This is a genomic window from Micromonospora sp. NPDC005707, assembly GCF_040631005.1.
Lineage (GTDB): Bacteria > Actinomycetota > Actinomycetes > Mycobacteriales > Micromonosporaceae > Micromonospora.
The window spans coordinates 1-24,534 of the sequence record NZ_JBEXYR010000017.1 but is presented as its reverse complement, the minus strand read 5'-3'; the positions used below and the strand labels follow the sequence as shown (position 1 = coordinate 24,534).

Below are 24,534 nucleotides of genomic sequence, written 5' to 3'. Positions count from 1 at the left end.
CGGCCCACACTCTCGCATGCCGGCTGTTTCTGCCTCGCGCCGACAACGACGGCCCCTACGCCCCGCCGTCGCCGCAGGCCCAGGCCAGGGGGCCGGCTGAGCTTCAGCCGTGCAGTTCCGAGTGCCTGTCGCCCGGGTCAGGACCGGGCGTCGCGCGACGTCCATCCCTGCCGGTAGAGGTTGTCGAATCCGTCTAGTGCGGTGTCCACTAACGTTCACCGGGTGTCCGGTTGGGGTTGTGGATCCTCGCCGGGTGGGCGAGCGACTCCCCACGCGGTGGTGGGGCGGGCCTCCGCGGGCCAGCTGATCCTCGCGCCGCCTGGTGTGGGCGGCGGGGGTCACGTCGGGACTAGCAAAGCTCGGCGCTTCACCTCGATCGTCACAAACCCGAGGCATACTGCGGCCAGTGCGGCGAGCGCGACCAGCGCCGGTAGCTGGGCGGTGGCGGGTGCCAGCGCGATGATCACGAGGGTTTGGGCGATCCGGTGCGGGTGGGTGCGGCGGGTTAGACGCCAGTGGAACCCTTGGTCTGCGAGCAGGTAGATGATCACGCCACCGAAGAGAGCGAGGTGCGGAAGCGGGTAGAGCGAGGCGCCGAATTCAAATGGGCCCCGACTGCCCAGCACCGACATTGTTTTGCCGAGCCCGAGCGAGACGAGCACGATGCCGGCGATCATCGGCAGGTGCAGTAGCGCGTAGGCGTCGTGGGCGAGCGCTGTGCGCTGGTCTTGGCGGGTTGCAACCAGCATCCGCTTGCCATGGATGGCGGTAGTGCTGAAGTAGATCCACCAGAGTGCGGCGAGCAGGGCCGTGCCGAGTGCGGTGGCGACGATGATCCGCGTGGAGATGGGCGTGTAGACCACGGCGGTGCCCATCGAGATGACCGCTTGGCCGAGCGCGATGATGATGATGAGGCTGTACCGGTCGGCCCAGTGCTCGGCGGACCAGGTCCACGGGTGACGGGCTGCGGCGAGCCGGTTGCCGACCAGGTCCACGGCGATGGCGGCGATCCAGAGCCCGACGCGCGCGGGGGTCGGCAGCCGAATATCCCCGACCGGCTGCGGGATCAACGCGGCGGTAAACAGGATGACGAGCGCCAGCAGGGTCGGCACCGCGCTGCGCACCACGGCGGCCCGCTGCGTCGCGTCTTGCCGGACGGTCACCCAGAACGCGCCGAGGAACAACAGCCGGATCAGCGCGTAGCAGGTCACGAAGACCAGCGGCCCGGGCAGGCCGCTGCCGTCGGCGTTGAAGGCTTCCGGGCTGGCCAGGGTGATCAGCGCGGTGAGCGCGACGACGAGCACCACGACCCAGAGCACCACCGGGCGCTCCGAGCGGACTGCGATGCCCAACCAGCTGTAGGCGCACCAGGCAGACCAGAGAACGATGAGCACCAGCAGCCCACGTACCACGCCGCGCCAGGTCGGGTCGTCGGCCATTATGGTGGCGACCTGGAGAAATGCGTACACGTAGACCAGGTCGAAGAAGAGTTCCTTCGGCGTCACCCCGGACTGCTTGAGGAGAACGGGTTGTATCTCGGCGTGCAGCCGGCGGTGGCGGGGCCGGAAGACAGTGGCGTCGGCCAGAGCCATGGCACCCACCGCTGCCGTCAACAGCGCGAGTTGGGCCAGCGGTGGCACATGGGGAGCGATCAGTGCCAGGGATCCGACCAGAAGGATTCCGAGGATGGGTGATCGGCCGAGTAGGCGTAGCGTGCGTATCTCGAACAGGATCAGGCCGACGAGATAGAGGATCACCCCGCCGTAGAGCACCAGCAGCCGTATCGCGGCCGACGTTTCCGACGGCACGCGCAGCTCGGACAGCGTGTGCTGAATGCCGAGCGCGATCAGGATGAGCCCGGCAATCATCGGCAGATGCAGCAAGCTGTACGCGTCGCGCCCGAGGAGGGCTCGTCGGGCCTGCGATACCCGTTCCAGCGCCAGCTCCGCGGCGAACCGGGCCACATCGAAGTAGGTCCACCACAGGAACCCGGCAAGCAGGACGCCGAGCAGCGCCCCGGCCAGCACTTCCGGGGTGAGCGGATGCGCCACGGCGACACCCTGCCCCAGCCCCACCGAGATGATGGCCTCGCCAATACCGATCAGGATGATCAAACTGTGCCGTTCGGCCCAGTAGCGGATGGATCTGATCCGCCAGGTTCCGGCCCCCAGCAGGAAAGTCCCGCCGTACCCGGCGACGATCGCGCCCGCGACCAGGGCGAACCGGATCCATTCGCGGGCCACCACATCCCCGACGAACGCCTGCTCACTGTGCTCATACGACGGCACGAGGGCGGCAGCCAGCAGCGCCAGCTCGCCGGACACGAGCACCGGCCAGGCTCTCCACAGCCGCCGGCGGGTGCCCGGTTCCGCCACCCCGGCGGCGGTGGCGAACACCAGGGCGCCACTACGCGCAATTATGTAGCAGACCGCGAACACGACAGGCCCGGAAAGCCCGCCGGGGCGGTCCACGAAGGCCTCCCGGGCCGTCAGGCCCATCACGAACAGCGTCGCGCTGAGGCCGAAGAGGAACACCGGCATGATCCCTCGGTCCAGCCGGAGGATGTTGCCGAGCCACGCGTACGGCGCCCAGCAACCCCACAACAACACGAGGAGCAGCAGACCTCGGGGAACGCCGGCCGGATTGAGCTGCTCGGCGGTCACACCCGCCACGTTCAGAAACGCGAACACGAAGATCAGGTCCAAGAACAGCTCCAGTCGAGTAACCCTGCCCTCTCCCTGGGCCAGATGGAGTCGACTGGACGTCCGCACGGGTCTCACTCTGCCAACCAGCCGAACCCGCGACAGTTGATCGCCTCAAACGAGGCGGAGTAGGGCTCAGACCTGGCCGCACCCGGCGGATGCCTAGGAGAAGTTGCTTGCCGCTGGGCAGGGTGTGACCGGAAAGCGCCTCTGGATCAAGGGATCGGCTCTACGAGTACCTGAACAGCGTCGCGGTGCGCGCTTGGGATCCGGCGAAGCGCCCCGATCAGACGGAGTCAGTCCGTACGATCGACAGCGACCATCGGGCGCCGATCCGTCGAGTGACGCGGAGCCGGGGTGCTGGTCGCCCCGGGGATCTGACCGCCGCTGCCCGCGACCCCGGTCGCGCGACGGAAAGGAGCAGGCGAGGGAACGCCTCGTTCGAGACCCTGCGTACCGAGCTGACCGACGGCGTCCTGACGGCGACGCTGGACGCGCCGCCGATCAACATGATCGGCCCGGCATTGGTACGGGACCTGGTCACCCTGCTCGGCGGACTGGCCAGGACCACCGAGGTGCGGGTAGTCGTCTTCGACAGCGCCGACCCGGACTTCTTCATCGCTCACGTCGACCTGAACAAGGTCGCCGAGTACTCGGCCGAGGCGGCCAAGGCGGGCGGGGGTCCGCAGGACGCCTTTCTCGGCATGGTGCTGCGCAAGCTGAGCGAGGTGCCGGTCGTCACGATCGCGAAGCTGCGTGGACGGGCTCGGGGAGCGGGCAGCGAGTTCGTGCTCGCCTGCGACATGTGCTTCGCGGCGCGGGAGAACGCGCTGCTCGGCCAGCCGGAGTGCGGTTTCGGTGTGGCGCCCGGGGCTGGTGGCCTACAGCACTTGACGCGCCTGCTCGGCCGAGGGCGGGCCATGGAGGTGATCCTCGGCGCGCAGGACGCGGACGCTGACCTCGCGGAGCGGTATGGGTGGATCAACCGGGCGCTGCCAGACGCCGAGCTCGATGAGTTCGTGGCCATGTTGGCCCGACGGATCGCGTCCTTTCCCTCAGCGGCGATCCAGTCCACCAAACTGGCGATCAACGAGCTGACGCTGCCGCCGGCCGACGCCGTACGCGCCGACGGCCGCCGGTTCCAGGAATTGGTCGCCGCCCCCGAGGTGCAAAACCGGTCGAAGGAGTTGTTCGGCCGCGGCTTTCAGACCCGGGGTCCGCTGGAGCTGGACCTCGGCGCACGGCTCGCCGACTTGCCGGCCGCAGGGTAAGCGCCGCCTTGAACGGCGCGCAGTGGTTGGGGGCTACGGTCGGGACCGGAGGCCAAGCGTGGTCGCATCGCGACCGCGTCGGCGACCTACGCCATCATCCAGGGCGGCGCCAGCGGCTACGGCCGCCTCCCGATCATCGTGGCGTACGTGGTCTTCGCCGTCTCGCTGGTGGCGTTCGTCCGGCTCGAACTCCGTCACCACGACCCCGTGCTGGACCTGCGGCTGTTCAAGAACGCCTCGTTCGCGACCGTGATGACCATCGGCGCCGTCACCATGTTCGGCTTCGTCGGCATCTCGCTGCTCACCGTCCTCTATCTGGAACGGATCGCTCACGCCAGCGCCCTGGAGACCGGGGTGAAACTGCTCCCCATGTTCGTCCCCTACATCGTCGTCAGCGCATTCGCCGGACGCCTGGCCCGCCGGATCGGCATCGCCCCCGTGCTCGCCGCGGGCCTCGTCCTCATGGGTGCCGGTTCCCTGGCGCTGCTGATGGTCGGCCCGTTCAGCGGGTACGGGGCTATGTGGCCGGGGCTCTTCGTCGCCGGCGTCGGCTCGGCGCTGCTGGTCGCGCCGTCGACCGCTGCCGCCGTCAACAGCGTGCCGCCGCTCCAGGCCGGCATGGCCGCCGGCTCGGTCAACATGTTCCGCCAGCTGGGTAGCGTGCTCGGCCCGAGCATCCTCGGCACCCTCGCGACGGCCCACTTCCCGAAGTACCTGCACGAGCAGCTCACGTCGGCCGGAGTGCCGTCCGAAACGGCCGAAGCGGTTGTCGCGGGAGCCACGCACGGCGGCAGCACGGGTCGGCTTCCCGTCCCGCTGGCACACACGCTCTCCCTGGCCGTGCCGCGGGCCTTCACCGACGCCCTGCACCTCGGCTGGCTCGTCGGCGGCGTCGTCCTGCTCGTCATGGTGATCCCGACGGTGCTGTTCGTCCGGCACCGCCCGGCAACTTCCTGATCCGCCGGTAGCCCCGCTCGTCAGTGACGATCGCGAGAGGGGACGTCTCAGCTGAGGCTTGGACGTCCCCTGCCGCCGATCGAGGTGCGATAACAGTCGCCCGTGATCACGACGCCGTGGCCCGCGGCCACCGCTGGATCTCCGATTGTTCGGCGCCCCACGCCGATCCGCGGGCCTTTCGGCGGTGCTGTTCGGACTCGTCCGGCAACCCTCCGGCCCGACTCCAAGTAGGACCGAAATTCCATCGGTTCGTTTCCACCTCTTGGACTCCGGTCGTCTTTCGTTCCATGAACGTTCAGACAGCTGACCCTGACTGCGTTGGATGCCGTCCCTAGGTTGCCTAAGGCGACGAAAGAAGGGGCTCATGGACGCATTACCCGCAATCCGGGCTCGCGGCATCACCAAGTGTTTCGGCGACGTCGTCGCGCTCGACGGCGTCGATCTGAACGTCGCGCAGGGGCAGATCCACGGCCTGGTCGGGCCCAACGGCGCCGGCAAGACGACGTTGCTCGGCCTCCTGCTGGGCCTGGCCGGCGCCGACACCGGCCGTCTCGAGATTCTGGGCACGCCGGTCGCGCGGGCGCTCGCAGCTCCCGACGGTGTCGCCGGCTTCGTGGACGGGCCCGGTCTCTACCCCTCGCTCACCGCCAGGCAGAACCTCGCCGCGCTGGCCGCCCTGCGCGGCCACGACGGCCGGGCAACGGAAATCGACGACGTGCTGGGCCAGGTCGGGCTCACCGATGTCGCCGACGACCGAGCGAGCGGCTTCTCCCTCGGCATGCGGCAGCGGCTCGGGCTCGCCGCTGCCCTGCTCACCAAGCCGCGGCTGCTCGTGCTCGACGAACCCTCCAACGGCCTCGACCCCGCCGGCAAGAAGCACGTACACGGTGTCCTCGCCCGGCTCGCCGCGGACGGAACCAGCGTCGTGCTGTCGAGTCACCGCATGGACGACCTCGAGGCACTGTGCTCCGAGGTCACCATCCTCGCCACCGGACGGGTCGTCTTCACCGGCCCGCTGACCAAGCTGGCCGCTGAAAATCGTGAACTCGACTATCGGCTGCGAATCTCCGACCCGCAGGCCGCCCGCCAACTGGCTGCCGACACGACCGGGATCCACGTCGAGGACGACGCCTGGCACGACGCCGAGGTGCTCGTCGTGCGCGCGCTGGTGCCCGCCCTCGACGACCTGGTGGTGCGGCTCGTGCACGCGGGCATCGCGGTGCGCGAACTCGCCCCCATGGTGTCGCCGCTGGAGGCTGCGTTCCTCGCCCTCACCGAGCAGCAGGAGGCCATCCGATGACCGCAACCCTCGCCGCCGACCGCACCGTCGGCGCCCGCCCCGTCTCGGTGGCGCGCGGGTACCGCTTCGAGCTGGTCAAGCTGGTCTCGCAATGGCGGATCCGGGTGCTGGTCCTCGCCTGCTGGATCGCGCCGGCGCTGTTCGTCGCCGCGGTGAGCCAGCAGAGCTCGCTGCCCGTCGACACCCTCTTCGGTCGTTGGATGCACGCCACCGGGTGGGCCGGACCGCTGGTGACGCTCGGTTTCGCGGGCACCTGGGCGCTCCCGCTGCTGACCTCGGTGGTCGCCGGCGACGTGTTCGCCTCCGAGGATCGGCTCGGCACCTGGCGCCACCTGCTCGTAGCGGTCCGGTCACCTCGACGGATCTTCGCCGCGAAGGCACTGTCGAGCCTCACCGTCATTGTGCTGCTCGTGGCCGGGCTGGCCGGTTCCAGTGCGGCGGGCGGGGTCCTGGCGGTCGGCAACCACCCACTGGTCGGCCTCGACGGCCACCTGCTGACGCCGGGGGCCGCAGCCGGGAAGACCTTGCTCGCCTGGGTTTGCGTGCTCGCCCCGACGCTGGCCCTCGCCGCCGTCGGGCTACTCGGTTCCGTCGCGCTGGGTCGGTCCCCGATGGGGCTGCTGCTGCCCGCGCTCGTCGCGCTCGCCATGCAGCTGGCCCAGATGCTGCCGCTGCCCGTCGCCGTGCGCCTCGCGCTCCCCGGCTCCGCCTTCATCGGATGGAACGGTCTGTTCACCAGTCCGGCTCAGCTCGGGCCGCTCCTGATCGGCGTTGTGGTCAGCATGTTGTGGGCCGTGGCCGCGACGGCGCTGGCCTACCGGCTGTTCCTTCGACGCGACTTCACCAACCTGACCGATGACGGCTCGGGGCGCCGCGCGGTCACCGTCGGAGTCCTGCCGCTGGTCGGATTGCTTGGCGTGACGGTCGGGACCGTCGCCGTGGCGACGCCGGCCACGGGCTCCGGGATCGAGCAGGACAAAGTGCAGCGCTCAGTCGCGACGGCATTCGCCCACCTCTACCGATTGCAGACCGAGCAGCTCAACCGGCCCGACGTCACCGAAGCGCAGCTGAAGGCGACGGCGACGTGCAACAAGGGCGGCGGCGAACTCGCCGCAGAAGGGCCGGGCAACGACTGGCGTTGCGTCGTCTCCTGGCATCTCCCCGACGTCGAGGCCGCTGGGACTGCCATCTACCAGCTCGACGTCACCCCCGACGGGCGGTTCGTGGCCGATGGCGACGGACCGAAGGAAGTGAACGGCTACTTCCTGGTGCGGACCTCGACCGGGGACGCACCGAACCCGCTCTGGCAGTTCGACGGCAACGTCGAACTGCTCCACACCACGAAGGGATGACTCCATGCAGGTAACACGCCGCCGTCGGCGTGAGGAGAAGGACCGATCCGGCCCCCTCCGTCGACGCATCGGCCGCCGGCTACCCCTGGCGACGGCAGGCGCCACCGCTGTCGTCGTCGCCGCCGGCACCGGCATCGCTTTCGCCCAGACGCACCAGTTCGGCACCGACCAGGTCGGGCAGCTGACCGACAAGGGCCTGGTCGTGTCCGACGACCAGTACATCAACCCGATCGGCGAGCGACTCGTCATCAACACCGGCAAAATCATGTCGTCCGCGGTCAGCCCGGACGGCACCCACCTGGCGGCCTCGGTCACCGACGGGGGGATGGCGCTGGCCATCGTCGACCTGAAGACCTGGAAGGTGCAGCAGCTCATCGGCAACAACGCCGCGGCGAACCTTCGCATCAGCGGCAACGACGTGGGCCAGGAAGGCCCCACGTACTCGCCCGACGGCTCGCAGCTGTGGCTGGGCCAGGCTGACGGCTACCGCAAGTTCACCGTGAATCCGGACGGTAGCCTGGCCAACCCGACGTTTATCCAGATCCCGAAGGACGGGCCCAGGCGCGCGCTGGTGGCTGAGGCGGTGTTCTCGCCCGACGGTTCCACCGTGTACTCCGCCGTCAACGGCCAGAACCGGGTGGTCGCCATCAACGCGGCGACCGGAGCCATCCAGCAGAGCTGGGCCGTGGGCAACGCGCCGCGCGACATGATCATGGTCGGCAGCAAGCTCTACGTCAGCAACGAGGGCGGCCGTCCGGCGAGGCCCGGCGACACCACGATCAACTCCTACAACACCCCGGTGCCGGCCGACCCGGTGACCGCTGCCACCACCACCGGCACGGTCAGCGTCATCGACCTCGCGAGCCCCGCTGCTGCCGTCGCCAGCATCACAGTCGGCCTGCACCCGACCGCCCTGTATGCCAAGAACGGGGCGCTGTTCGTCACCAACACAGCCACCAACGACGTGTCGGTCATCGACACCGCCCGGAACGAGGTCGTGCAGACCATCGCCACACAACCGTGGCCGGAGGCGACGGTCGGTTACGAACCCGACGCGGCGACGCTCACTGACGACGGTCACCTGCTGGTGACGCTCGGCCGCGCCAACGCCGTCGCCGTCTACCGCTACACGTCCCCGCTGGAGCCGGTCAGCTACGTCGGCCTGCTCCCGACGGACTACTTTCCCGCGGAGATCGCGACGGTCGGAAACGACGTGCTCGTTTCTAACACCCGTGGCATCGACGCCCGTCGCCCGACCAACAGCGCCGGGCACGGCACCCACGACACGACGTCGAGCCTGCAACGGTTCAGGCTGCCAAGTGACAAGGTCATCAAGTCCGAAACCGGCAAGGTCTTCAGCCAGAACGGCTGGACCGGCGGCTCGGTCAAGCTGGCCAAGGGCAACAAGGCAAAGGCGGAGCCGGTGCCGCAGCGGCTCGGTGACCCCTCGACCATCAAGCACGTCTTCCTGATCGTCAAGGAGAACCGGACCTACGACCAGGTCCTCGGTGACGACCCGCGGGGCAACGGCGACCCGTCGCTGGCGCAGTTCGGCGAAAACGTGACGCCGAACCAGCACGCGATGGCCAAGCAGTTCGGGCTGTACGACAACACCTACGACATCGGCACGAACTCGGCCGAGGGGCACAACTGGCTGATGCAGGCCGACAACCCGGAGTACACCGAGTCCACAGCCGGTGAGTACATCCGCAGCTACGACACGGAGGACGACGCTCTCGGCCACCAGCGGACCGGTTTCATCTGGACCGGGGCACAGGCGGCTGGCAAGACTGTGCGCGACTTCGGCGAGTTTCACCAGTTCCTGACCAAGCCGGTCGGCGCGAGCTGGCAGAACCTGTACTGCGACACCAAGAACATGGCGGCGACCGGGCAGGACACCGCCTACCGCATGGTCTCGTCCTCGCCGATTCCTTCGCTCAACAGCGTGTCGGTGCCCGGCTTCCCGAAGTTCGACACCAGCGTCCCGGACATCTACCGGTACGAGCTCTGGAATCGTGACTTCGCGAAGAACGGGCCGGCGAACCTGAACATGTTCTGGCTCTCCAGCGACCACACCGGAGGTCCCGCGAACGCCGCCGCTCAGGTCGCCGACAACGACCTCGCGGTCGGCAAAATCGTCGACACAATTTCGCACAGCCCGTACTGGAAGGACTCGGCGATCTTCGTTGTCGAGGATGACTCCCAGGCCGGCCTCGACCATGTCGACGGCCACCGCGCACCGATTCAAATCATCAGCCCCTGGGCCCAGCGCGGCGTCGTGGACGGCCACTACTACACGCAGATCACGATGATCCGGACCATCGAACAGATCCTCGGGATCCACCCGATGAACCAGAAGGACACCGCGGCCAGCCCGATGCGAGGCGCGTTCACCAAGAAGCCGGACTTCACGCCGTTCATCGCGATGCCCAACCGGACCTCGCTGACCGCGGGCCTGGCCACCCCGCCTGCCTGCGGCCTGGACACCCCCGCGCCGCAGAACCCCCTCGCCGCGGCCGCGCCGTCGGGCACGGTGCCGGCGGACAAGCAGCAGCTCGCCGCCCAGTGGGACGAGTGGAAGTCGCGCCAGCGGTTGACCGGGTCCGACGCCAAGCCCGACTTTGCCAACCCGGCGCAGATGAACCACTTCACGTGGTACCAGACGCACGACTGGAAGAAGCCGTACCCGGGCGAGGCCAAGATCCTCGCGCCGGAGGACGTGCCGGGCGCCTACATCCCGTCGCCCGAGTCCGACGGCTGACGAAGGCAGACCCCGCGACACGGGCCCCTGGCCGGCGTCACCGCCGGCCAGGGGCCTCGTCTACCCCTGCATGGCGAACAATCAACGAGGCGAAGAACAACAGCGGGATGGCGAGCCGGCAGGACGAGGGCAGATGTCCTGACCGGTGTCTGACGATGATGGACCGCAGCGGTGCCGCGCTCGGCCCGCGAGCCCGCTCAGGCCGTACTCGCGGCGGTCGACCGGCTCCGCCCAGCACTGTGGGCGCCCCGGAAGGCTGATCGCGGCGCGTCAGCGCAGTGCAACCTCGCGCTCGTGGACGGCACGCATGGCCCGCTCGACGGTCTCCTGGTTCTCGCCGACCGGAGCCACGTATCCGATGACGTCGCGCGCGGCGTTTTCTCCGAGCATTCGGGTGATCACCCACGTGGCGAGATACTGGGACGCCAGGCAACCGCCCGCCGTAGCGATGTTCCCCTCGGCGTGGAACGGCGCGTCCAGCACTGTGACGTCGCAGGCTTCGACAAAGGGCCGACTTTTCATGTCCGTGCACGCCGGCATGCCGTCGAGCAACCCGAGCCGGGCGAGCACCAGCGCTCCGGAGCACTGTGCGCCGATCAGCTGTCGGGAAGGGTCGAGCAACAGCTTGGAGATCAGCTGATCGTCGGCGACCACCTCTCGCGCCTTCACACCGCTACCGATCAGCACGACGTCGGCGTCGGTCACGAACTCGATCGGGCGCTGCCCGGTCACCTCGACGCCGTTCATTGACGTGACCACGGGCGTCGGCGTCGTGATGAAGGCTTCCAAGCCGTCCTTACGGCACCGGTTGATCAGCGCGGAAGCGATGAAGCTGTCGAGCTCGTTGAACCCGTCGAAGGTGACCACGGCTACCTGCATCACCACTCCCTTACGTACGGCATCAGATTTGCAATCTTCCTGGCGCGCCGTCGCGGCGCGAGAGCCAATCAGCGCCTGGTGGCATGCCTACCGCCACCCTTGATCGCCCACAAGTGGCTGTAGCGGTACGCGGGAACAGTCCGGGACGAAAAGGCCGTTAACGCCATCGAAAGCGTCAACGCCACCATCCGCGGCGCCGGCCGGCCCCGGGCCACCTCGGAGCGGGGCTGCCGCGCTCAACTGCGTTCACCTCACGGCGACCAGCCTCGTCGTCGCCGATCACCGACCGAAGAACTGGTATGCCATCGCCGACAGCTTTTTGCATTGCCAGGTGGAGCGCAGGTGACGGTTGGACCGTCGTGACTAGGAGCGGTCGTAGGCGTTTAGCCCGGTACGGGACATTCTGGTTACTGCGACATGAGTTGGGAGGGGCTGGGTGGACTCGTACCCTGCGGTGGAGGCCCACGGCTTGATTGGTGATCTGCAAACCGCGGCGCTGGTGGCGTCGGACGGGACTCTGGACTGGTTCTGTGCCCCTCGGTTCGACTCGCCAAGCCTCTTCGGCGCGCTGCTCGATCGGCGCAAGGGTGGGTACTTCACGGTGTCGCCGGAGGGCGTCGAGTACGTGAGCAAGCAGTTGTACCTGCCCGGCACGCCGATCCTGATCACCAGGTTTCTCAGCGCGGACGGCGTGGGTGAGCTCGTGGATTTCATGCCGGTCGCGGGGGATAGGGCTACTGACCGTCACCGTGTGGTGCGGATGCTGCGGGTGGTCCGAGGCGAGATGCGGTTCCGGGTCGAGTGCGAACCCCGTTTCAACTATGGACGGGATCCGCACGAGGTCGACTCGTACCCCGAGGGGCAGGTGTTCCGCAGCCAGACGCTCTGCCTCTCCGTCAGCATCGTCCGATATTTCGAAACCGGACCCGGCGAGCAGGACGCGCGGCGTAGCGAGACGGGCGGCTTCTGGGCGATGGGTACGCTGCGCGAGGGCGAGGCGGGGGCCGTGGTCATGGAAACAGGAGTGTCGCCTGACCGGCCGCACTCCTACACCCCAGGCGAGGTGCAGGAGCTGCTGGAGCAGACCCGCGACTTCTGGCGGCGGTGGCTGGGCCGTTCCCGCTACACCGGCCGCTGGCGGGAGATGGTCGAGCGGTCGGCGATGACGCTCAAGCTCATGACGTACGCGCCGACTGGCGCACTCATCGCCGCCCCCACCGCTGGGCTGCCCGAGCAGGTCGGCGGCCAGCGCAACTGGGACTACCGGTACACCTGGATCCGCGATGCGTCAATCTCCGTACACACCCTGCTCACGCTGGGCTTCACGGACGAATCGTGGCGGTACATGCTCTGGGTCGACGACCGGGTTCGGGAGGCCAGGAACGGGGACGTGCCGCTTCAGATCATGTACCGCGTCGACGGCTCGCCCGATCTCTCCGAGGAGGTCCTCGACCATTTCGAGGGTTACCGCGGATCAGCGCCAGTGCGGGTCGGCAATGGCGCCGCGAACCAGCTGCAACTCGACATCTACGGCGAGGTGCTCAACGGTCTTCACGAGGCCGACTGCCATGGTCTGCAGGCCTCTCACCAGTTGTGGCTGAACACTGTGCGACTCGTGGACTGGGTTTGCGAGCACTGGGACCAGCCTGAAGACGGAATCTGGGAAACTCGCGGGGGCCGCCAGGATTTCACTTACGGGCGGCTGATGTCCTGGGTCGCCCTCGACCGGGCTGTCCGCCTCGCGCACCGGCGCGGGCGACCGGCCGACATCGCCCGGTGGGTGCGTACCCGAAACCAGATCTACGACCAGATCATGACCCGTGGCTTCCACCCTGGACGCGGTGCCTTTGTGCAGCACTACGCCACCGACGTCTTGGACGCGTCGCTGCTCGTCATGCCCGCCGTCGGGTTTGTCTCGCCAATGGATCCGGTGTGGCAGTCCACCCTGCGGGCGATGGACGACGAACTCGTGTCCGACAGCCTGGTCTACCGGTACAACCCGGCCGCCTCGCCCGACGGACTTCCCGGGCAGGAGAGCACCTTCACCATGTGCAGCTTCTGGTACGTCCGGGCCCTCGCCGAGTCCGGAAGGCTCGACGACGCCGCTCTGACCTTGGAGAAGATGCTCACCTACAGCAGTCCACTCGGCCTCTACTCCGAGGAGATCGCACCCACAGGTGAGCAGACCGGCAATTTCCCGCAAGCGTTCAGCCACCTCTCGTTGATCGGCACGGCCGTGAACCTCGACCGCCTGCTCGACGCCCGTCCCCGCGAAGGCGCGGGATGGTATTGAGTGGGAGTGGCTCGCTGGCGAGACTCCGCGACAGGACGAGCCACGACACTCGAGCCGTTCTGCGATCTCGTGCACGTGTTCGCGATCAATCAACTGTCGCATTACCTGCCGGAGCATCTCGACTGGACAGTCCTCGCCGACACCGTCGTCCTGTGCCTCGCCGGTATTCGACCGCATCGCCGGGTTGGTGCGCACCCTGCTCGGCGTGCCGGTCGCGCTGGTGTCGCTGCTCGACGAGCGGCGAAAGCTCTTTCCCGGAACGGCCGGGCTGCGCGAGCCGTGGGCGAGCGCGCGGCTGCGCAGCATGCTGCGCGGGATGCTCATCGACCAAGCCCTCGTCATGGCACCGCGGACTGTCTCGTTCAGCAACACCAGGCTGGCCAGCACGGTCTAGACAACTGATGCTCGGCGGATCAACCGATCCAGCAGCGCACGAACGCCCCAGCCAACGGCGGAGACGGCGAGGGTGAGGGCGGCAGCGAGCGGCAGGCTGCCACGTGGTAGGCCGCGTTCGCCTCCCTGTAAGCGGTGTTCACGCCGATCGGGCGCGGCGCTTAGCCGGCCGCGCCGTACAGGTGCGGGCTGGTTAGTTCCCCGGGGCCAGAGTGCGTAGAACATCGAACTCATTGCCCTCGGGGTCGGCCATGACCACCCAGTTGCGGTCCGAACCCTGGCCTACATCAGTCGTGGTGGCGCCGAGGCTGAGCAACCTGGTCACCTCGTCCTTGGTGCTGCCGTCGATGGGGCTGACGTCGAGGTGAAGCCGGTTTTTGAAGGTCTTGCCCTCGGGCACCTGGATGAACTGCAGGGTGGGCGGCATCTGGCGGGCCCGCACATCCTCGACGGTCGGCACCCAGGAACCGATCTCGACCCTGCCTTCGCTCCGGTCGATCACCTTGAAGTCTAGGACCGCGCACCAGAAGGCCGCGAGCCTCTCCGGATCCCGGCAGTCAACGACCAGCTCAGTGAACCTACTTGTCATGACTCTCCCAGGTAGTCAGGTCTGCCCAGGACACTCGGGTGTCAAGGGCCTAACACGTTGCTACTGTCACCGTCACCGGCGTGCTCGATGACGACCGGGCCGCTGGTGAGGCCCTTACAGGCTTGATGAGGATTTCTCCATGCCGGTGAACAGGGCGCGAAGGACCCGGTCGACGTACTCGTGAGTCAGGGGTTCCTGAGTAATCAGGAATTGGAAGTACAACGGCCCGGAGAGGATCGCCATGGCCAGGCTCAGGTCGAAGGCGGGCGACAGTTGGCCTTGGTCGCGTGCCGTTTCCAGTCGGGCGACGGTCATGGCGGCTTGCGGAGTGATGAAGCGCTCGTTGAGCGCGGCGGCGAGCTGGGGGTCATGCTGGGCCTCGCCGACCAGGGCTTGGTAGAGCGGGCCGAAGGGCGGGTTGCCCATGAGGTCGACGGCCGCGTGGATCTGCGTGCGCAGGTCGGCGAAGATGTCGCCCGTGTCGGGGTAGTCCAGGCTGGATTTGTGCAGCGAGAGCAGTGAGTCGAGGAGTAGGGCTCCCTTGGATGGCCACCTGCGGTAGATGGTGTGCTTGCCCGCGCCGGCTCGGGCCGCGACCGCTTCGATGCTGAGCTTGGCGTAGCCAATTTCCTGGCCCAGTTCCAGCGTGGTCCGCATGATGACCTCGGTCCGGGCGGCGCCGCGACTGGGGTTTGTCATATCACCACCATACCGGCACGGCACGTGCCGTGCTTGACGGCATCCCGGTCGGTGCGCTTTCCTTTCGGCACGGCACGTGCCGTTCTGGAGGGAAGTTCATGGATGTTGATGTGATCATCGTGGGTGCCGGCCCGACCGGCCTGATGCTGGCCTGTGAACTGCGCCTGGCCGGGGTACGGCCGCTGGTGCTGGAGCGGCAGCGGCGACGCCGGGACACCCCAAAGGCCGGTGGCCTCGGCGGACAGATTCTGGAGCTGCTGCGCCACCGTGGCCTGCTGGAGCGATGCGAGGCCGCCTGCAGCGGCCCCGTCCCGGCCCCCCGGTTCCCGTACGGCGGCGTCCACCTCGACCTGACCGGGCTCGTCGACCCCCCGCTGCGTGCTCTACCGCTCCCGCAACAGCGCCTCGAAGAAGTGCTCGACGAGCGTGCCGGCGAGCTCGGTGTCGAGATCCGCCGAGGGCACCAGGTGACCGGGGTGGAGCAGGACGAGGCCACCGTGACCGCGGAGGTGGTCGGCCCGGAAGGACCGTACCGGGTGACCGCCGGTTACCTGGCGGGCTGCGACGGCGCCCGCAGCCGAGTCCGGGCGGGGGCGGGCATCGCTTTCCCCGGCACCGCCTATCCGGAGGTCAACCGGCTGGCCCAGGTCACCTTTCCCGACACGGTGACCGTGCTCGCCAACGGTGATCTCGACGTCCCCGGCTTCGGCACGGTCCGCGGGGGCTTCACCCGCACGGACCGAGGGCTCCTCGGCGTCGGCGCGTCGCCCAATTCACCCGTCGTCTCCCTCTACACCGCTGAGGATGAGAGCACGGAGTACGACGATGACACTCCGATGTCCACGACCGAGTTCCAGGACAGCTTCCGTCGCGTCCTGGGGGCGGAACTCCCGGTGGGCGAAGCGATCCGGCTGTCGCGGTTCACCTTCAAGGCGCGGCACGCCGAGCATTACCGGAAAGGACGCATCCTGCTGGCCGGTGACGCGGCTCATCTATTCCCCGCGACCGGCGTGGCGATCAATGCCGGCATGCTCGACGCGGTCAACCTGGCCTGGAAGCTGGCCGCCGCGGTCCACGGCTGGGCGCCGGACGGTCTGCTGGACACCTACCACAACGAACGGACCCTCGCTGGCGCCCGCACCATGCTGCACACCCGGGCCCAGGTGGCGATGCGGCGCGGAACCGACCCGGCCGCCGAGGCGCTCCGCGAGGTCTTTCAGGAGCTACTCGCCGACGAGCAGCCACTGCGCCGCATGGGGGCGCTCGTCGCCGGCTCCGACATCCGCTACCCGATGCCCGGTTCATCCGGCCACCACCCGTTGGTCGGAGCGTTCGTCCCCGACCTCGCCCTGCACAGCGACCGGGCAGTGACCGGCCTTGGCGAACTCCTGCACACCGCTCGGCCCGTTCTCCTGGATCTCGCCGACCGCGAGGATCTCCGCCGGGCGGCTGGAGGCTGGCGATCCCGCGTCGACGTCCGCACAGCCAGGACCGACGACCGCCCGGCCGACGCCATCCTGATCCGCCCGGACTCGCACGTCGCCTGGGCAGCAGCCGTCGACGAATCCGCCGCTCACGCCGCGCCGGCGCTGCGCGAAGCGCTCACCCGGTGGTTCGGTGTCCCCGAGAACAACTCCTGACGTCGAAGGCCCTCCGGAAGGAAGCGATCACACATGCCACCCACTCCCGCCGACCCCACCGTGGTGCATCCGATGCCCGACCAACCGCGGGTCGTGCTGCTCAAAGCACTGGTGACCTCACCGCTGATCACCGTCGGGGAGTTCACCTACTACGACGATCCGGAGGACCCGACCGCCTTCGAGAACCGCAACGTCCTGTACCACTACGGGCCCGAGAAGCTCGTCATCGGCAAGTTCTGCGCGCTGGGCGAGGGCGTGCGGTTCATCATGAACGGCGCAAACCACCGGATGGACGGCCCCTCGACCTTCCCCTTCCCGATCATGGGCGGTTCCTGGGCCGACCACTTCGACCTCATCACCGGCCTGCCCGGACGGGGTGACACCACGGTGGGGAACGACGTGTGGTTCGGGTACGGGACCATGGTGATGCCCGGCGTCCGCATCGGTCACGGAGCAATCATCGCCTCCGGCTCCGTCGTCGTTGACGACGTCCCCGACTACGGCATCGTCGGCGGCAACCCCGCCCGGCTGCTGCGCCGCCGCTACAGCGACGCCGATATCGACCGACTCCTCGCGCTGGCCTGGTGGGACTGGCCGCTGCCGCACCTCACCGAACATCTCCCCACCATCATGTCCGGCACCGTCGACGACCTCGAAGCCGCTGCCCCAGCCCCTTCCCGGCGCTGAGAATCGAGCCGTCAGCATGCCCCGCTCATACGTTGGCGTCCCGTTCACCGACTGGCTTCGCGAACGCGCCGTCCCGCTCGCCCATTTGGACCCCGAGGCACCGCTCGACGACCTGGAACCGCTGCGCGGCATCGTCGGGGAACTCGGCCCGCTGCCGGACGGGCTCGCCGTTCTTGGCGGGGGCAGCGACTCGGAATGCGGAACCGGAAACGCGTTCGGTTATCCCCGACGGCGCCGAGCGCGGCAGCCATCGCCAACCGGGCCGTCACGACCGAGAGATCGCGGTAGCGGGATATGGTGCCGATCGCGAGCGTGCGGGCGGGCCGGTGCCCGTAGGGTGTCATCAGGCGAGGACGGTGCGGGGGTCCGGGGGACGTCGATGGTGACCGAAGGCGGTGCCAACACGGCGGCTCCGATCCCACGGGACCCTGCCCGCCCGGCGTTCCTGGAACTCTTCTTCGACCTGACGTACGTCTTTGCCATGATCTCCCTGGTCAAGACGCTCGCCGACGACGTGAGCTGGACCGGCGTCGCCCAGACGCTGGTCCTGCTGCTCGCGTTCACCCTGGTCTGGGCGGTGACCACGTGGGCCGCCGACACCCTGGACCTGATGCGGCCCGCGGTCCAGGTGCAGTTCATCGGGGTGGCGGCGAGCAGCCTGCTGCTGGCGGCCGCGGCACCCGACGCGTACGACGGGCGTGGCCTGCTCTTCGCGATCACCTATCTGGCGATCCACCTCGGTTCGAGCAGCTACTACCTCCTGCTCCTGCCAAGCGCGGCAGAGCCGCGCCGCAGCGGCCGGGTCATGTTCTGGTACACGATCGCCGCAGTCGGCTGGATCGGCGGTGCGCTGGCCACCGGCCACACCCGCCTCCTGCTCTGGGCGGCGACCATCACCATGGAGTACGTCGCCGCCTCGCTCGGCTGGCCGCTGCCGAAGCTCGGGCGGTCGCAGCCACAGGAGTGGCAGCTGGTCGGCGAGCGGGTCGCCGAGCGGTACCGACAGTTCGTCATCATCGCGCTCGGCGCGGCCATCTTCGTCACCGGGACGACCTTCACCCTGAACGACTACACCATGGGCCGGGCGTGGGCGCTCCTGGTGGTGTTCACGATCGTGGTGCTGGCCTGGCGGATCTACATCTACCGGGCCGGCGAGCTGCTGACCGAGGCCATCGCGCGATCGGCGAACCCGTCACTGCTCACGCAGTCCGCCGCGGTCACTCACCTGATCATGGTGGCGGGCATCGGCGGCATGGCGGTCACGAGCCACCTCGTCGTGATGCGTCCCTTCGGAGAGACGCCGCCGGCGTGGGCTGCGGTCATCCTCGGCGGACCGGCGCTGTTCCTGGCCGGCCGCGCAGCGCTGGACTACACGGTCTTCGGTCGGATCTCCCGGTCCCGGCTGGCCGGGCTGGTCCTGCTGGCCGGCGCGGCGCCGGCCGCGGGCCTGCTGCCGCCGGTCGTGGTCGCGCTGCTCGCCATGAGCATCCTGGCCCTGGTCGCCGCGGCGAACCTGGTGAGCACCCGCCGGCACGCCCGCGCGCCGATGCCACCAGCGCTCGGGTGACCTTCACCCGCTCGGCGCGGTGACCTGGACCGGCCGCACGTGTGCGGGCAGCGTCTCCCAGACCAGGATGAGCAGCAGCACCAGATTCGCCACGACCAGGATGGCCAGCGGCGGAAGCAGCGGCATCACGGGGCCGATGACGCACAGCACCACGATCCCCACCGCCCGGGACCAGAGGACCCGCCCGGTGACCACGGCGTCGAACAGGCAACTCCCGAGCAGGAACAGCGCCGGCCCGCCCAGGATCGCGACGATCCAGGCCGCCGGTGCCGCACCGAACGGCTGGTCGATGACCAGCGCGACGCTGGTCGACACCACCAGCACCCCGGCCACCATCACCAGGTGGCTGTACGAGGTGGAGGTGCCGGGCCGGACCCGCTCCACCGCCGTGACGGCCGGCGGTGCCAACAGCTGCCGCACCCGGTGGAAGTAGAGCTGAAAGAGCACGACAGCGCCGGCGAACCCGACGAAACTCGTGGCCACCCGGCCGGCCTGGAAGCCGCTGCCGGCCAGCCCGATGCCGCAGCTCAGGATCAGCTCGCCAAGGGCGATGATGAAGATCTCTCGATGCCGCTCGGACAGGTGGGTGCCGGTGAAGATCTGACTGGCCAGTTCGGTGCGACCCAGTTTCGGCGTCGGCCAGCCCAAGCGGGCCGACCCGAGGTCGACCGCCACCGCGACCGACCAGAGCAGCAGCCGGGCCGTTCCGTGCACGACCGCCCCGGCCACCCATGGCAGCGCCGTGACGCCGAACCAGAAGAACACCCGGACGCTCCGGGCCTGGATCGGGCGATTCACCCGGGTACCGGGGATGAGGACGGCGTCCCGGACGAGATGGATGCCGAAGTACCCCGCGACGAACAGCCAGCCGTACCCGGCGAAGGCGTACGGCACCGCGATCGCCATCAACAAGGTGCCGAACATGACCGTCAGGACGGTGGCCTGGATGACCGGCAGCCGTGGATTGAACAGATCGGTGAGCCACGCGGTCAGCACCCAGACCCACCAGGCGGCCATCAACAGGACGGCGGTCTGGGCGACGCCCCGGACGGTGAGGTCCCCGGCCAGCCCTGCCGAGAGCCTGGACAGCATGAAGATGTAGACCAGGTCGAAGAAGAGCTCCAGGAACGTCGGATAGTCCGGCTCGCCTCGCCGGCGAAGGATCCGGGGGAGCGGGCCGGGCCTCACGCGTATGCCTCCTTCGGGTACGCCCCTCGGGGGCGGAGGCACGCTTCTGTCGCCAACTTACAAAAGCGGAGGTCGCCGGAGAGCGGAAACGGCGCAGCAGGGCGGAGGCCGTATACATCGGTCATCCGCCCGACAGCCGACCGTCGGCAATGCAGTGATGGCCGCCGCGAGATGGCCGGGGGCGTTCAGGCCAAACCAGGTCCGCCCGGTGGGTCCCGCGCAGGCCCTCCCGGCGGGACCGGTCTGCAGCCGCGGGTGAGCCCGTAGCCGCCCTGGCGCAGCCTCGCCAACACCTCTCCCGCTCGTCCCGTTCCACCGGAATGTCGAGGACGTCGCCGCAGGGCGCCGTGATGATTCGCCCGATGGGGATGAGGCCGGATCACCCTCCGTCCTAGCAGGCTGTCGAGGTACCAGTTCGCTCAACGAAGCGACGTGCTGCGTTCCAGCCGTTCACGAGGAGCTGGCCGGAGAGGAGAATCAGGTGGAATACGACGATTTCATCATTGCCGTGGCCACGCGGGCAAAGGTGTCGACCGACCAGGCGGCGACACTGACCGGCGTGACGTTGGAGACGTTGGCGGATCGGATCAGCGCCGGCCAGGCTGAGGACCTCGCCTATCAGCTTCCGGACCGACTTGCCGAACACCTGAGCAGACCGCTCGGAGGGGAGATGGCCACCTCGTTCGGGCTCGACGAGTTTGTGCGGCGGGTGGGGGATCGTCCGGAGGTCGACCGTGCGCTCGCCGGTGCCGGGGTCCGCGCGGTGCTCACCACCCTGTGTGAGGCCGTAACCCGAGACGAGTTCGAGAACGCCATGGCCCAACTTCCCGAGGAGTTCTCGCAGCTGATCGAACCGGTGGCGACCGGTGGCGGGCGACGCCCCGGCTCGTAGCACGCAGGGTTGAAGCAGGAGCAGTCGGGCGCCCAGCTCCTCGGCGAGGTCGTGCGTGCTCACGGAATCGACGCATGGTCGGTGAGCGCGACGGCGGCGTGCAGCACCCGGTCCCGCGCGGCGGGGACCCGGCTTGCGCGCTGTCCACGTCGCTGCGCTCCATGTGGCGGCCTGGCGGGGAGCGACGGCACCGGAGGCAGGCCATGATCGCCGCTCCCGGAACGGCGATCATGGCGTGACGTGCGTCAGCTCGCGAAGACCAGCACCGCATTGGCGACCAGGACGACCGCGCCAAGCCCGATCCCGACGGCGGCGCTGACCGGGAGCCAGCCCAGGCGGCGCCGCGCGACGTAAGCATGATCGCAAGCCCCTTCGCCACGGGCTGTCACCAAACCAAAGATCGTCAAGTCGGACGGTCCCGAAACCGATCCGCCACGGACGTCCCGAAACGTCAGTTGGGACCGCTGGCGGGCGCGTAGACGCCGGCACGGGCGGCTGCCACTGCCGCCTCGGCGGCCCGGTCCGCCGCAGCCGAGTCAAGGGTCTGTCAAACGAACGGGGTAACTCGGGTTGTTGACGACTACCTGCGGTCTTTGGACAGGCGTATATCGAAGGGAGCCTTCGACTTTCCGCCCCGCGACGCGCATCAGCTCCCCGGGAGGCGGAGGACCTTGGCGTCGGCCCAGTCCGCGTGGTCGCTGTTGTTCGTGTTGCCGGCGTCCGTGACCCGCAGCACGAGCCGCTCGACACCGAGGACGTCGAGTTCGACGCGCTGCGGTGGCGAGTACGGCTGGGCGCGCATGAGGCCGCTGTCGTACACGACCTTGCCGTCGGCGAGCACCTGGAAGACGACCGACGCGTTGGGCGAGGTGCGCTGCACGTCGTCGATGCCGACGATCGCGATGAACCTCGTGTCCGTCGGTTCGAGGTCGTAGACGACCTCCGAGTTCGCATGGGTGCCGATGCCCTTGGCGTACTCGGTGCCGGCGAGGCGGATCGGGTTTCCCGACACGGCGCGGTCCTTCAGCACCGACCGCCACCCGGCCGTCGCCGAGACCCAGTCACGGTCGCTGAGGTGTTCGGCGGGGCCGTCGGCGGGCGCCGCCTGCTCCTCGACGACCGTGCCCGGCCCCTCGCCGATTTCATTCGTCGAGGTCACCCGATACCGATACGGTCCGCCGGCCGCCTCGCGATCCAGGAAGGACCTGCCGGTCTGCCCGGTCGCGATGGCCGTGAAGTCGTCGCTCCCCGCCGGCGTGCGGTAGACCGTCGACGTCAGCGCGCTCTCGGCCGCCGTCCAGGTGACGCCGACGGCGTCACCGACGCGGTACGCGGCCACCGGGGATGGCGCTTCGGGCACGGCGGCGGGCAGGGTGCGGAACCCCCACTCCCCGCCGGGGACCACGAGTTCCTGTCCGGTCTTCGGGTTGACCGCCGTGACCTCCCAGTAGAAGGTTCGCCCGGCATCGAGGGAGGCGATCCTCGCGGTTGGTTCCGTGACCGTGGCCTCGGCGACGACGTCGGTCATCGCGGCGTCGCTAGCGACCCGCAGGCGGTACTCCCGCGCGTTGACCGAGGGCTCCCACGCGAAGGTCACACCCTTGGCGGGCAGGCCCGTCGCACCGTCGGCGGGCGAGAGCAGCGCGTAGTCCTGCGGGTGAGTGAGGATGAGGTCGCCGTGCCGGTTCGGGTTCACGTCACCGCTCGTGGTGACGGTGACGGACGCGCCGACGGGAACCGTCAGCGTGACCTGGGTGAGCGCCCGGCCGTTCACGTGCACGTACTCGGGTTTCACGGGTTTGCCGTCGACCTTCAGCTTCGGCCAGCCGCCGGGGAACTGCACGGTGACCTCGAGCGGTTGGGGTCCGGCGTTGTGGTTGACGACCGTCTTCGTCGTGCCGTCGTGGCGGACGCCGAAGTCGTGCTCGCCCACACGGATGTGGTCGAGGTCGAGCCATCCGATCTCCGCGGGCAGGTGCGAGCGGACGGACACCGCGTGCTCGGGCGCGTTGGGCCGGACCCCGGCGAGTCCCTCGACGGTCTGCGACAGGAGCGTGAAGCTGGTCTCGGGGTAGTCGCCGTTCGTGCCCTGCGTGGGCACCTCGTGTGGAAGGTGGAGCTTGGCGGTGATGTCCTTCATCCAGGTCCACGCCTGCTCGTCGAAGCCGTAGTTGAACAGCGCGTCGGGTACGTACGTGGTCGCCTCGATGTTCGGCGGCCGGTCCTCGACGTACATGTGGTCGAGGTATGCAAGGTAGTCCCACGTGCGCTTGTCGTTGGCGTCGAGGAACTCCTTGACCGCGTAGAAGACGGAGTTCTCGCGGCCGAAGCCGGCGTACGGCTCGTTCGCCGGGCCGCGACCCCGCACGTACTCCCAGGTGCCCCGGACGACGCCCCAGTCGTCCTCGAAGGACCGCTTGAGCGCCGCGGCCTTCTGCTCGAAGGTCGCCGCCGTTGCGAGATCGCCCTTCTCCCGGGCGAGGTATGCGTAGGCGAGGTACGCCCGGTACTGGGAGGCGAGCCCGTCGCCGGCTTCGATCACGGCCTGGTCGCTACGTTCGTTGTAGCTCGCGGCGCCCTGGAAGATGCCCCGGCCGGTGCCCTCGGCGATGCCGTTGGGCAGCTGCGTGTCGTGGAGCGCGACGAATTCGGTGACCGCCGTGGTGTAGTACTGCCAGAGCACCGGGTCGTCGAGGTAGTCGGCGTCGCCGGTCCAGCGGTACTGTTCCTCGGCCTCCTGCACGAGTTCGAAGACGGCGGGCACCTCGCGCACGAAGTTGGTGTCGCTGCGGTAGTCCACGTTGTAGGGGCTGCCGTCGAAGTTCAAAGCCCAGAGTGGATACCACTTGCGCGCCTCGTTCGCGCTCGCCGCGAAGGCGGTGAGCATGGACTTGTTCTCCTCCTCGAGGCCAAGAAGGTGGCCGCCCGCGGCCTGGTGCACGAAGTCCCGTGAGTAGAAGGCGGTGCGGTGGGCGTAGCCCGCCCAGTACGACGGGATGTAGTCGGCCTCGCCGGTGCCGGGGTTGCTGCCGTTTCCGTTCACCGGGCCGCGCTTGCCGGTCTGCACGTGCTGCCGTGCACGCGCCATGGCCCAGTTGACGGCGTCGGCGAGCTGCGGCGACGAGCTCGCCACCGTGATGGCTTCCTGGTCGAGCCCGGCCGTGGTCTCCGGGCCCGCGGCGCGGGCCGGGGCGGCGAGCTGCGCGAGCAGCAGTGCCGCGACCGCGGCGACGGCCGCGCCGATGGTGCTCCGCCGCGACGGCGGACTGCCTGGTGGTGGTGTGCGCATCGCATCCTCCTCGGTAAGGGGACTGGCTCGGACGGTCGAACGAGGCGCGCGCGGTGCCGGGCCGCGCGGCCCGGC

At 68.8% G+C, this 24,534-nt stretch carries 17 protein-coding genes; 11 read left to right on the top strand and 6 right to left on the bottom strand.

Annotated features, from left to right (window positions below):
• Positions 1 to 338: 338 nt before the first annotated feature.
• Complete coding sequence (locus ABZ452_RS27210; RefSeq protein WP_357948601.1) at positions 339 to 2,771, bottom strand: low temperature requirement protein A; 2,433 nt, start codon at positions 2,769 to 2,771, stop codon at positions 339 to 341.
• 185 nt (positions 2,772 to 2,956) lie between these two features.
• Here ABZ452_RS27210 and ABZ452_RS27205 point away from each other — a divergent pair, with 185 nt between their 5' ends.
• The 5 genes from ABZ452_RS27205 (at position 2,957) to ABZ452_RS27185 (ending at position 10,343) form a co-directional block, all read left to right on the top strand.
• Positions 2,957 to 3,973 (top strand): enoyl-CoA hydratase/isomerase family protein, encoded by a 1,017-nt coding sequence (locus tag ABZ452_RS27205; RefSeq protein WP_357948598.1) that lies wholly within the window; start codon positions 2,957 to 2,959, stop codon positions 3,971 to 3,973.
• Between the two features lie 66 nt (positions 3,974 to 4,039).
• Positions 4,040 to 4,930 (top strand): MFS transporter, encoded by an 891-nt coding sequence (locus ABZ452_RS27200; protein WP_357948955.1) that lies wholly within the window; start codon positions 4,040 to 4,042, stop codon positions 4,928 to 4,930.
• A 322-nt stretch (positions 4,931 to 5,252) separates the two neighbouring features.
• Positions 5,253 to 6,230, top strand: a complete 978-nt coding sequence (locus ABZ452_RS27195; RefSeq protein WP_357948595.1) for an ABC transporter ATP-binding protein — start codon at positions 5,253 to 5,255, stop codon at positions 6,228 to 6,230.
• Positions 6,227 to 7,582, top strand: coding sequence for an ABC transporter permease (locus ABZ452_RS27190; RefSeq protein WP_357948592.1), 1,356 nt, complete (start codon positions 6,227 to 6,229; stop codon positions 7,580 to 7,582). Before ABZ452_RS27195 ends, ABZ452_RS27190 begins: the two co-directional genes overlap by 4 nt.
• Before the next feature lie 4 nt (positions 7,583 to 7,586).
• Positions 7,587 to 10,343: a bifunctional YncE family protein/alkaline phosphatase family protein gene (locus ABZ452_RS27185; RefSeq protein WP_357948589.1), complete on the top strand. Its 2,757-nt coding sequence runs from the start codon at positions 7,587 to 7,589 to the stop codon at positions 10,341 to 10,343.
• A 270-nt stretch (positions 10,344 to 10,613) separates the two neighbouring features.
• Here ABZ452_RS27185 and ABZ452_RS27180 read toward each other — a convergent pair whose 3' ends face one another.
• The gene (locus ABZ452_RS27180; protein WP_357948586.1) at positions 10,614 to 11,222 is read right to left on the bottom strand and encodes a DJ-1/PfpI family protein; all 609 of its coding nucleotides are present in this window, start codon (positions 11,220 to 11,222) and stop codon (positions 10,614 to 10,616) included.
• A gap of 436 nt (positions 11,223 to 11,658) precedes the next feature.
• Here ABZ452_RS27180 and ABZ452_RS27175 point away from each other — a divergent pair, with 436 nt between their 5' ends.
• Together ABZ452_RS27175 and ABZ452_RS27170 are read left to right on the top strand one after the other, a co-directional pair.
• A complete protein-coding gene (locus ABZ452_RS27175; protein ID WP_357948583.1) occupies positions 11,659 to 13,515 on the top strand; it encodes a glycoside hydrolase family 15 protein in 1,857 nt (618 codons plus the stop codon).
• A 187-nt stretch (positions 13,516 to 13,702) separates the two neighbouring features.
• Positions 13,703 to 13,909, top strand: coding sequence for a hypothetical protein (locus ABZ452_RS27170; protein WP_357948580.1), 207 nt, complete (start codon positions 13,703 to 13,705; stop codon positions 13,907 to 13,909).
• Between the two features lie 192 nt (positions 13,910 to 14,101).
• Here the strand turns inward: ABZ452_RS27170 and ABZ452_RS27165 are convergent, their stop codons facing one another.
• Both ABZ452_RS27165 and ABZ452_RS27160 read right to left on the bottom strand, forming a co-directional pair.
• Complete coding sequence (locus tag ABZ452_RS27165) at positions 14,102 to 14,497, bottom strand: VOC family protein (protein ID WP_357948577.1); 396 nt, start codon at positions 14,495 to 14,497, stop codon at positions 14,102 to 14,104.
• Between the two features lie 114 nt (positions 14,498 to 14,611).
• The gene (locus ABZ452_RS27160) at positions 14,612 to 15,196 is read right to left on the bottom strand and encodes a TetR/AcrR family transcriptional regulator (protein WP_357948574.1); all 585 of its coding nucleotides are present in this window, start codon (positions 15,194 to 15,196) and stop codon (positions 14,612 to 14,614) included.
• Positions 15,197 to 15,294: 98 nt separating this feature from the next.
• Here ABZ452_RS27160 and ABZ452_RS27155 point away from each other — a divergent pair, with 98 nt between their 5' ends.
• From ABZ452_RS27155 to ABZ452_RS27145, 3 genes are all read left to right on the top strand, one after another.
• A complete protein-coding gene (locus ABZ452_RS27155; protein WP_357948571.1) occupies positions 15,295 to 16,836 on the top strand; it encodes an FAD-dependent monooxygenase in 1,542 nt (513 codons plus the stop codon).
• A gap of 72 nt (positions 16,837 to 16,908) precedes the next feature.
• Positions 16,909 to 17,523, top strand: a complete 615-nt coding sequence (locus ABZ452_RS27150) for a CatB-related O-acetyltransferase (protein ID WP_357948569.1) — start codon at positions 16,909 to 16,911, stop codon at positions 17,521 to 17,523.
• 382 nt (positions 17,524 to 17,905) lie between these two features.
• Positions 17,906 to 19,090 (top strand): low temperature requirement protein A, encoded by a 1,185-nt coding sequence (locus tag ABZ452_RS27145; protein WP_357948566.1) that lies wholly within the window; start codon positions 17,906 to 17,908, stop codon positions 19,088 to 19,090.
• A gap of 3 nt (positions 19,091 to 19,093) precedes the next feature.
• Here the strand turns inward: ABZ452_RS27145 and ABZ452_RS27140 are convergent, their stop codons facing one another.
• Positions 19,094 to 20,278, bottom strand: coding sequence for a low temperature requirement protein A (locus ABZ452_RS27140; RefSeq protein ID WP_357948563.1), 1,185 nt, complete (start codon positions 20,276 to 20,278; stop codon positions 19,094 to 19,096).
• A 481-nt stretch (positions 20,279 to 20,759) separates the two neighbouring features.
• Here ABZ452_RS27140 and ABZ452_RS27135 point away from each other — a divergent pair, with 481 nt between their 5' ends.
• A complete protein-coding gene (locus ABZ452_RS27135) occupies positions 20,760 to 21,170 on the top strand; it encodes a DUF2267 domain-containing protein (RefSeq protein WP_357948560.1) in 411 nt (136 codons plus the stop codon).
• A gap of 646 nt (positions 21,171 to 21,816) precedes the next feature.
• Here the strand turns inward: ABZ452_RS27135 and ABZ452_RS27130 are convergent.
• Complete coding sequence (locus ABZ452_RS27130; protein WP_357948557.1) at positions 21,817 to 24,459, bottom strand: NPCBM/NEW2 domain-containing protein; 2,643 nt, start codon at positions 24,457 to 24,459, stop codon at positions 21,817 to 21,819.
• Positions 24,460 to 24,534: the final 75 nt, after the last annotated feature.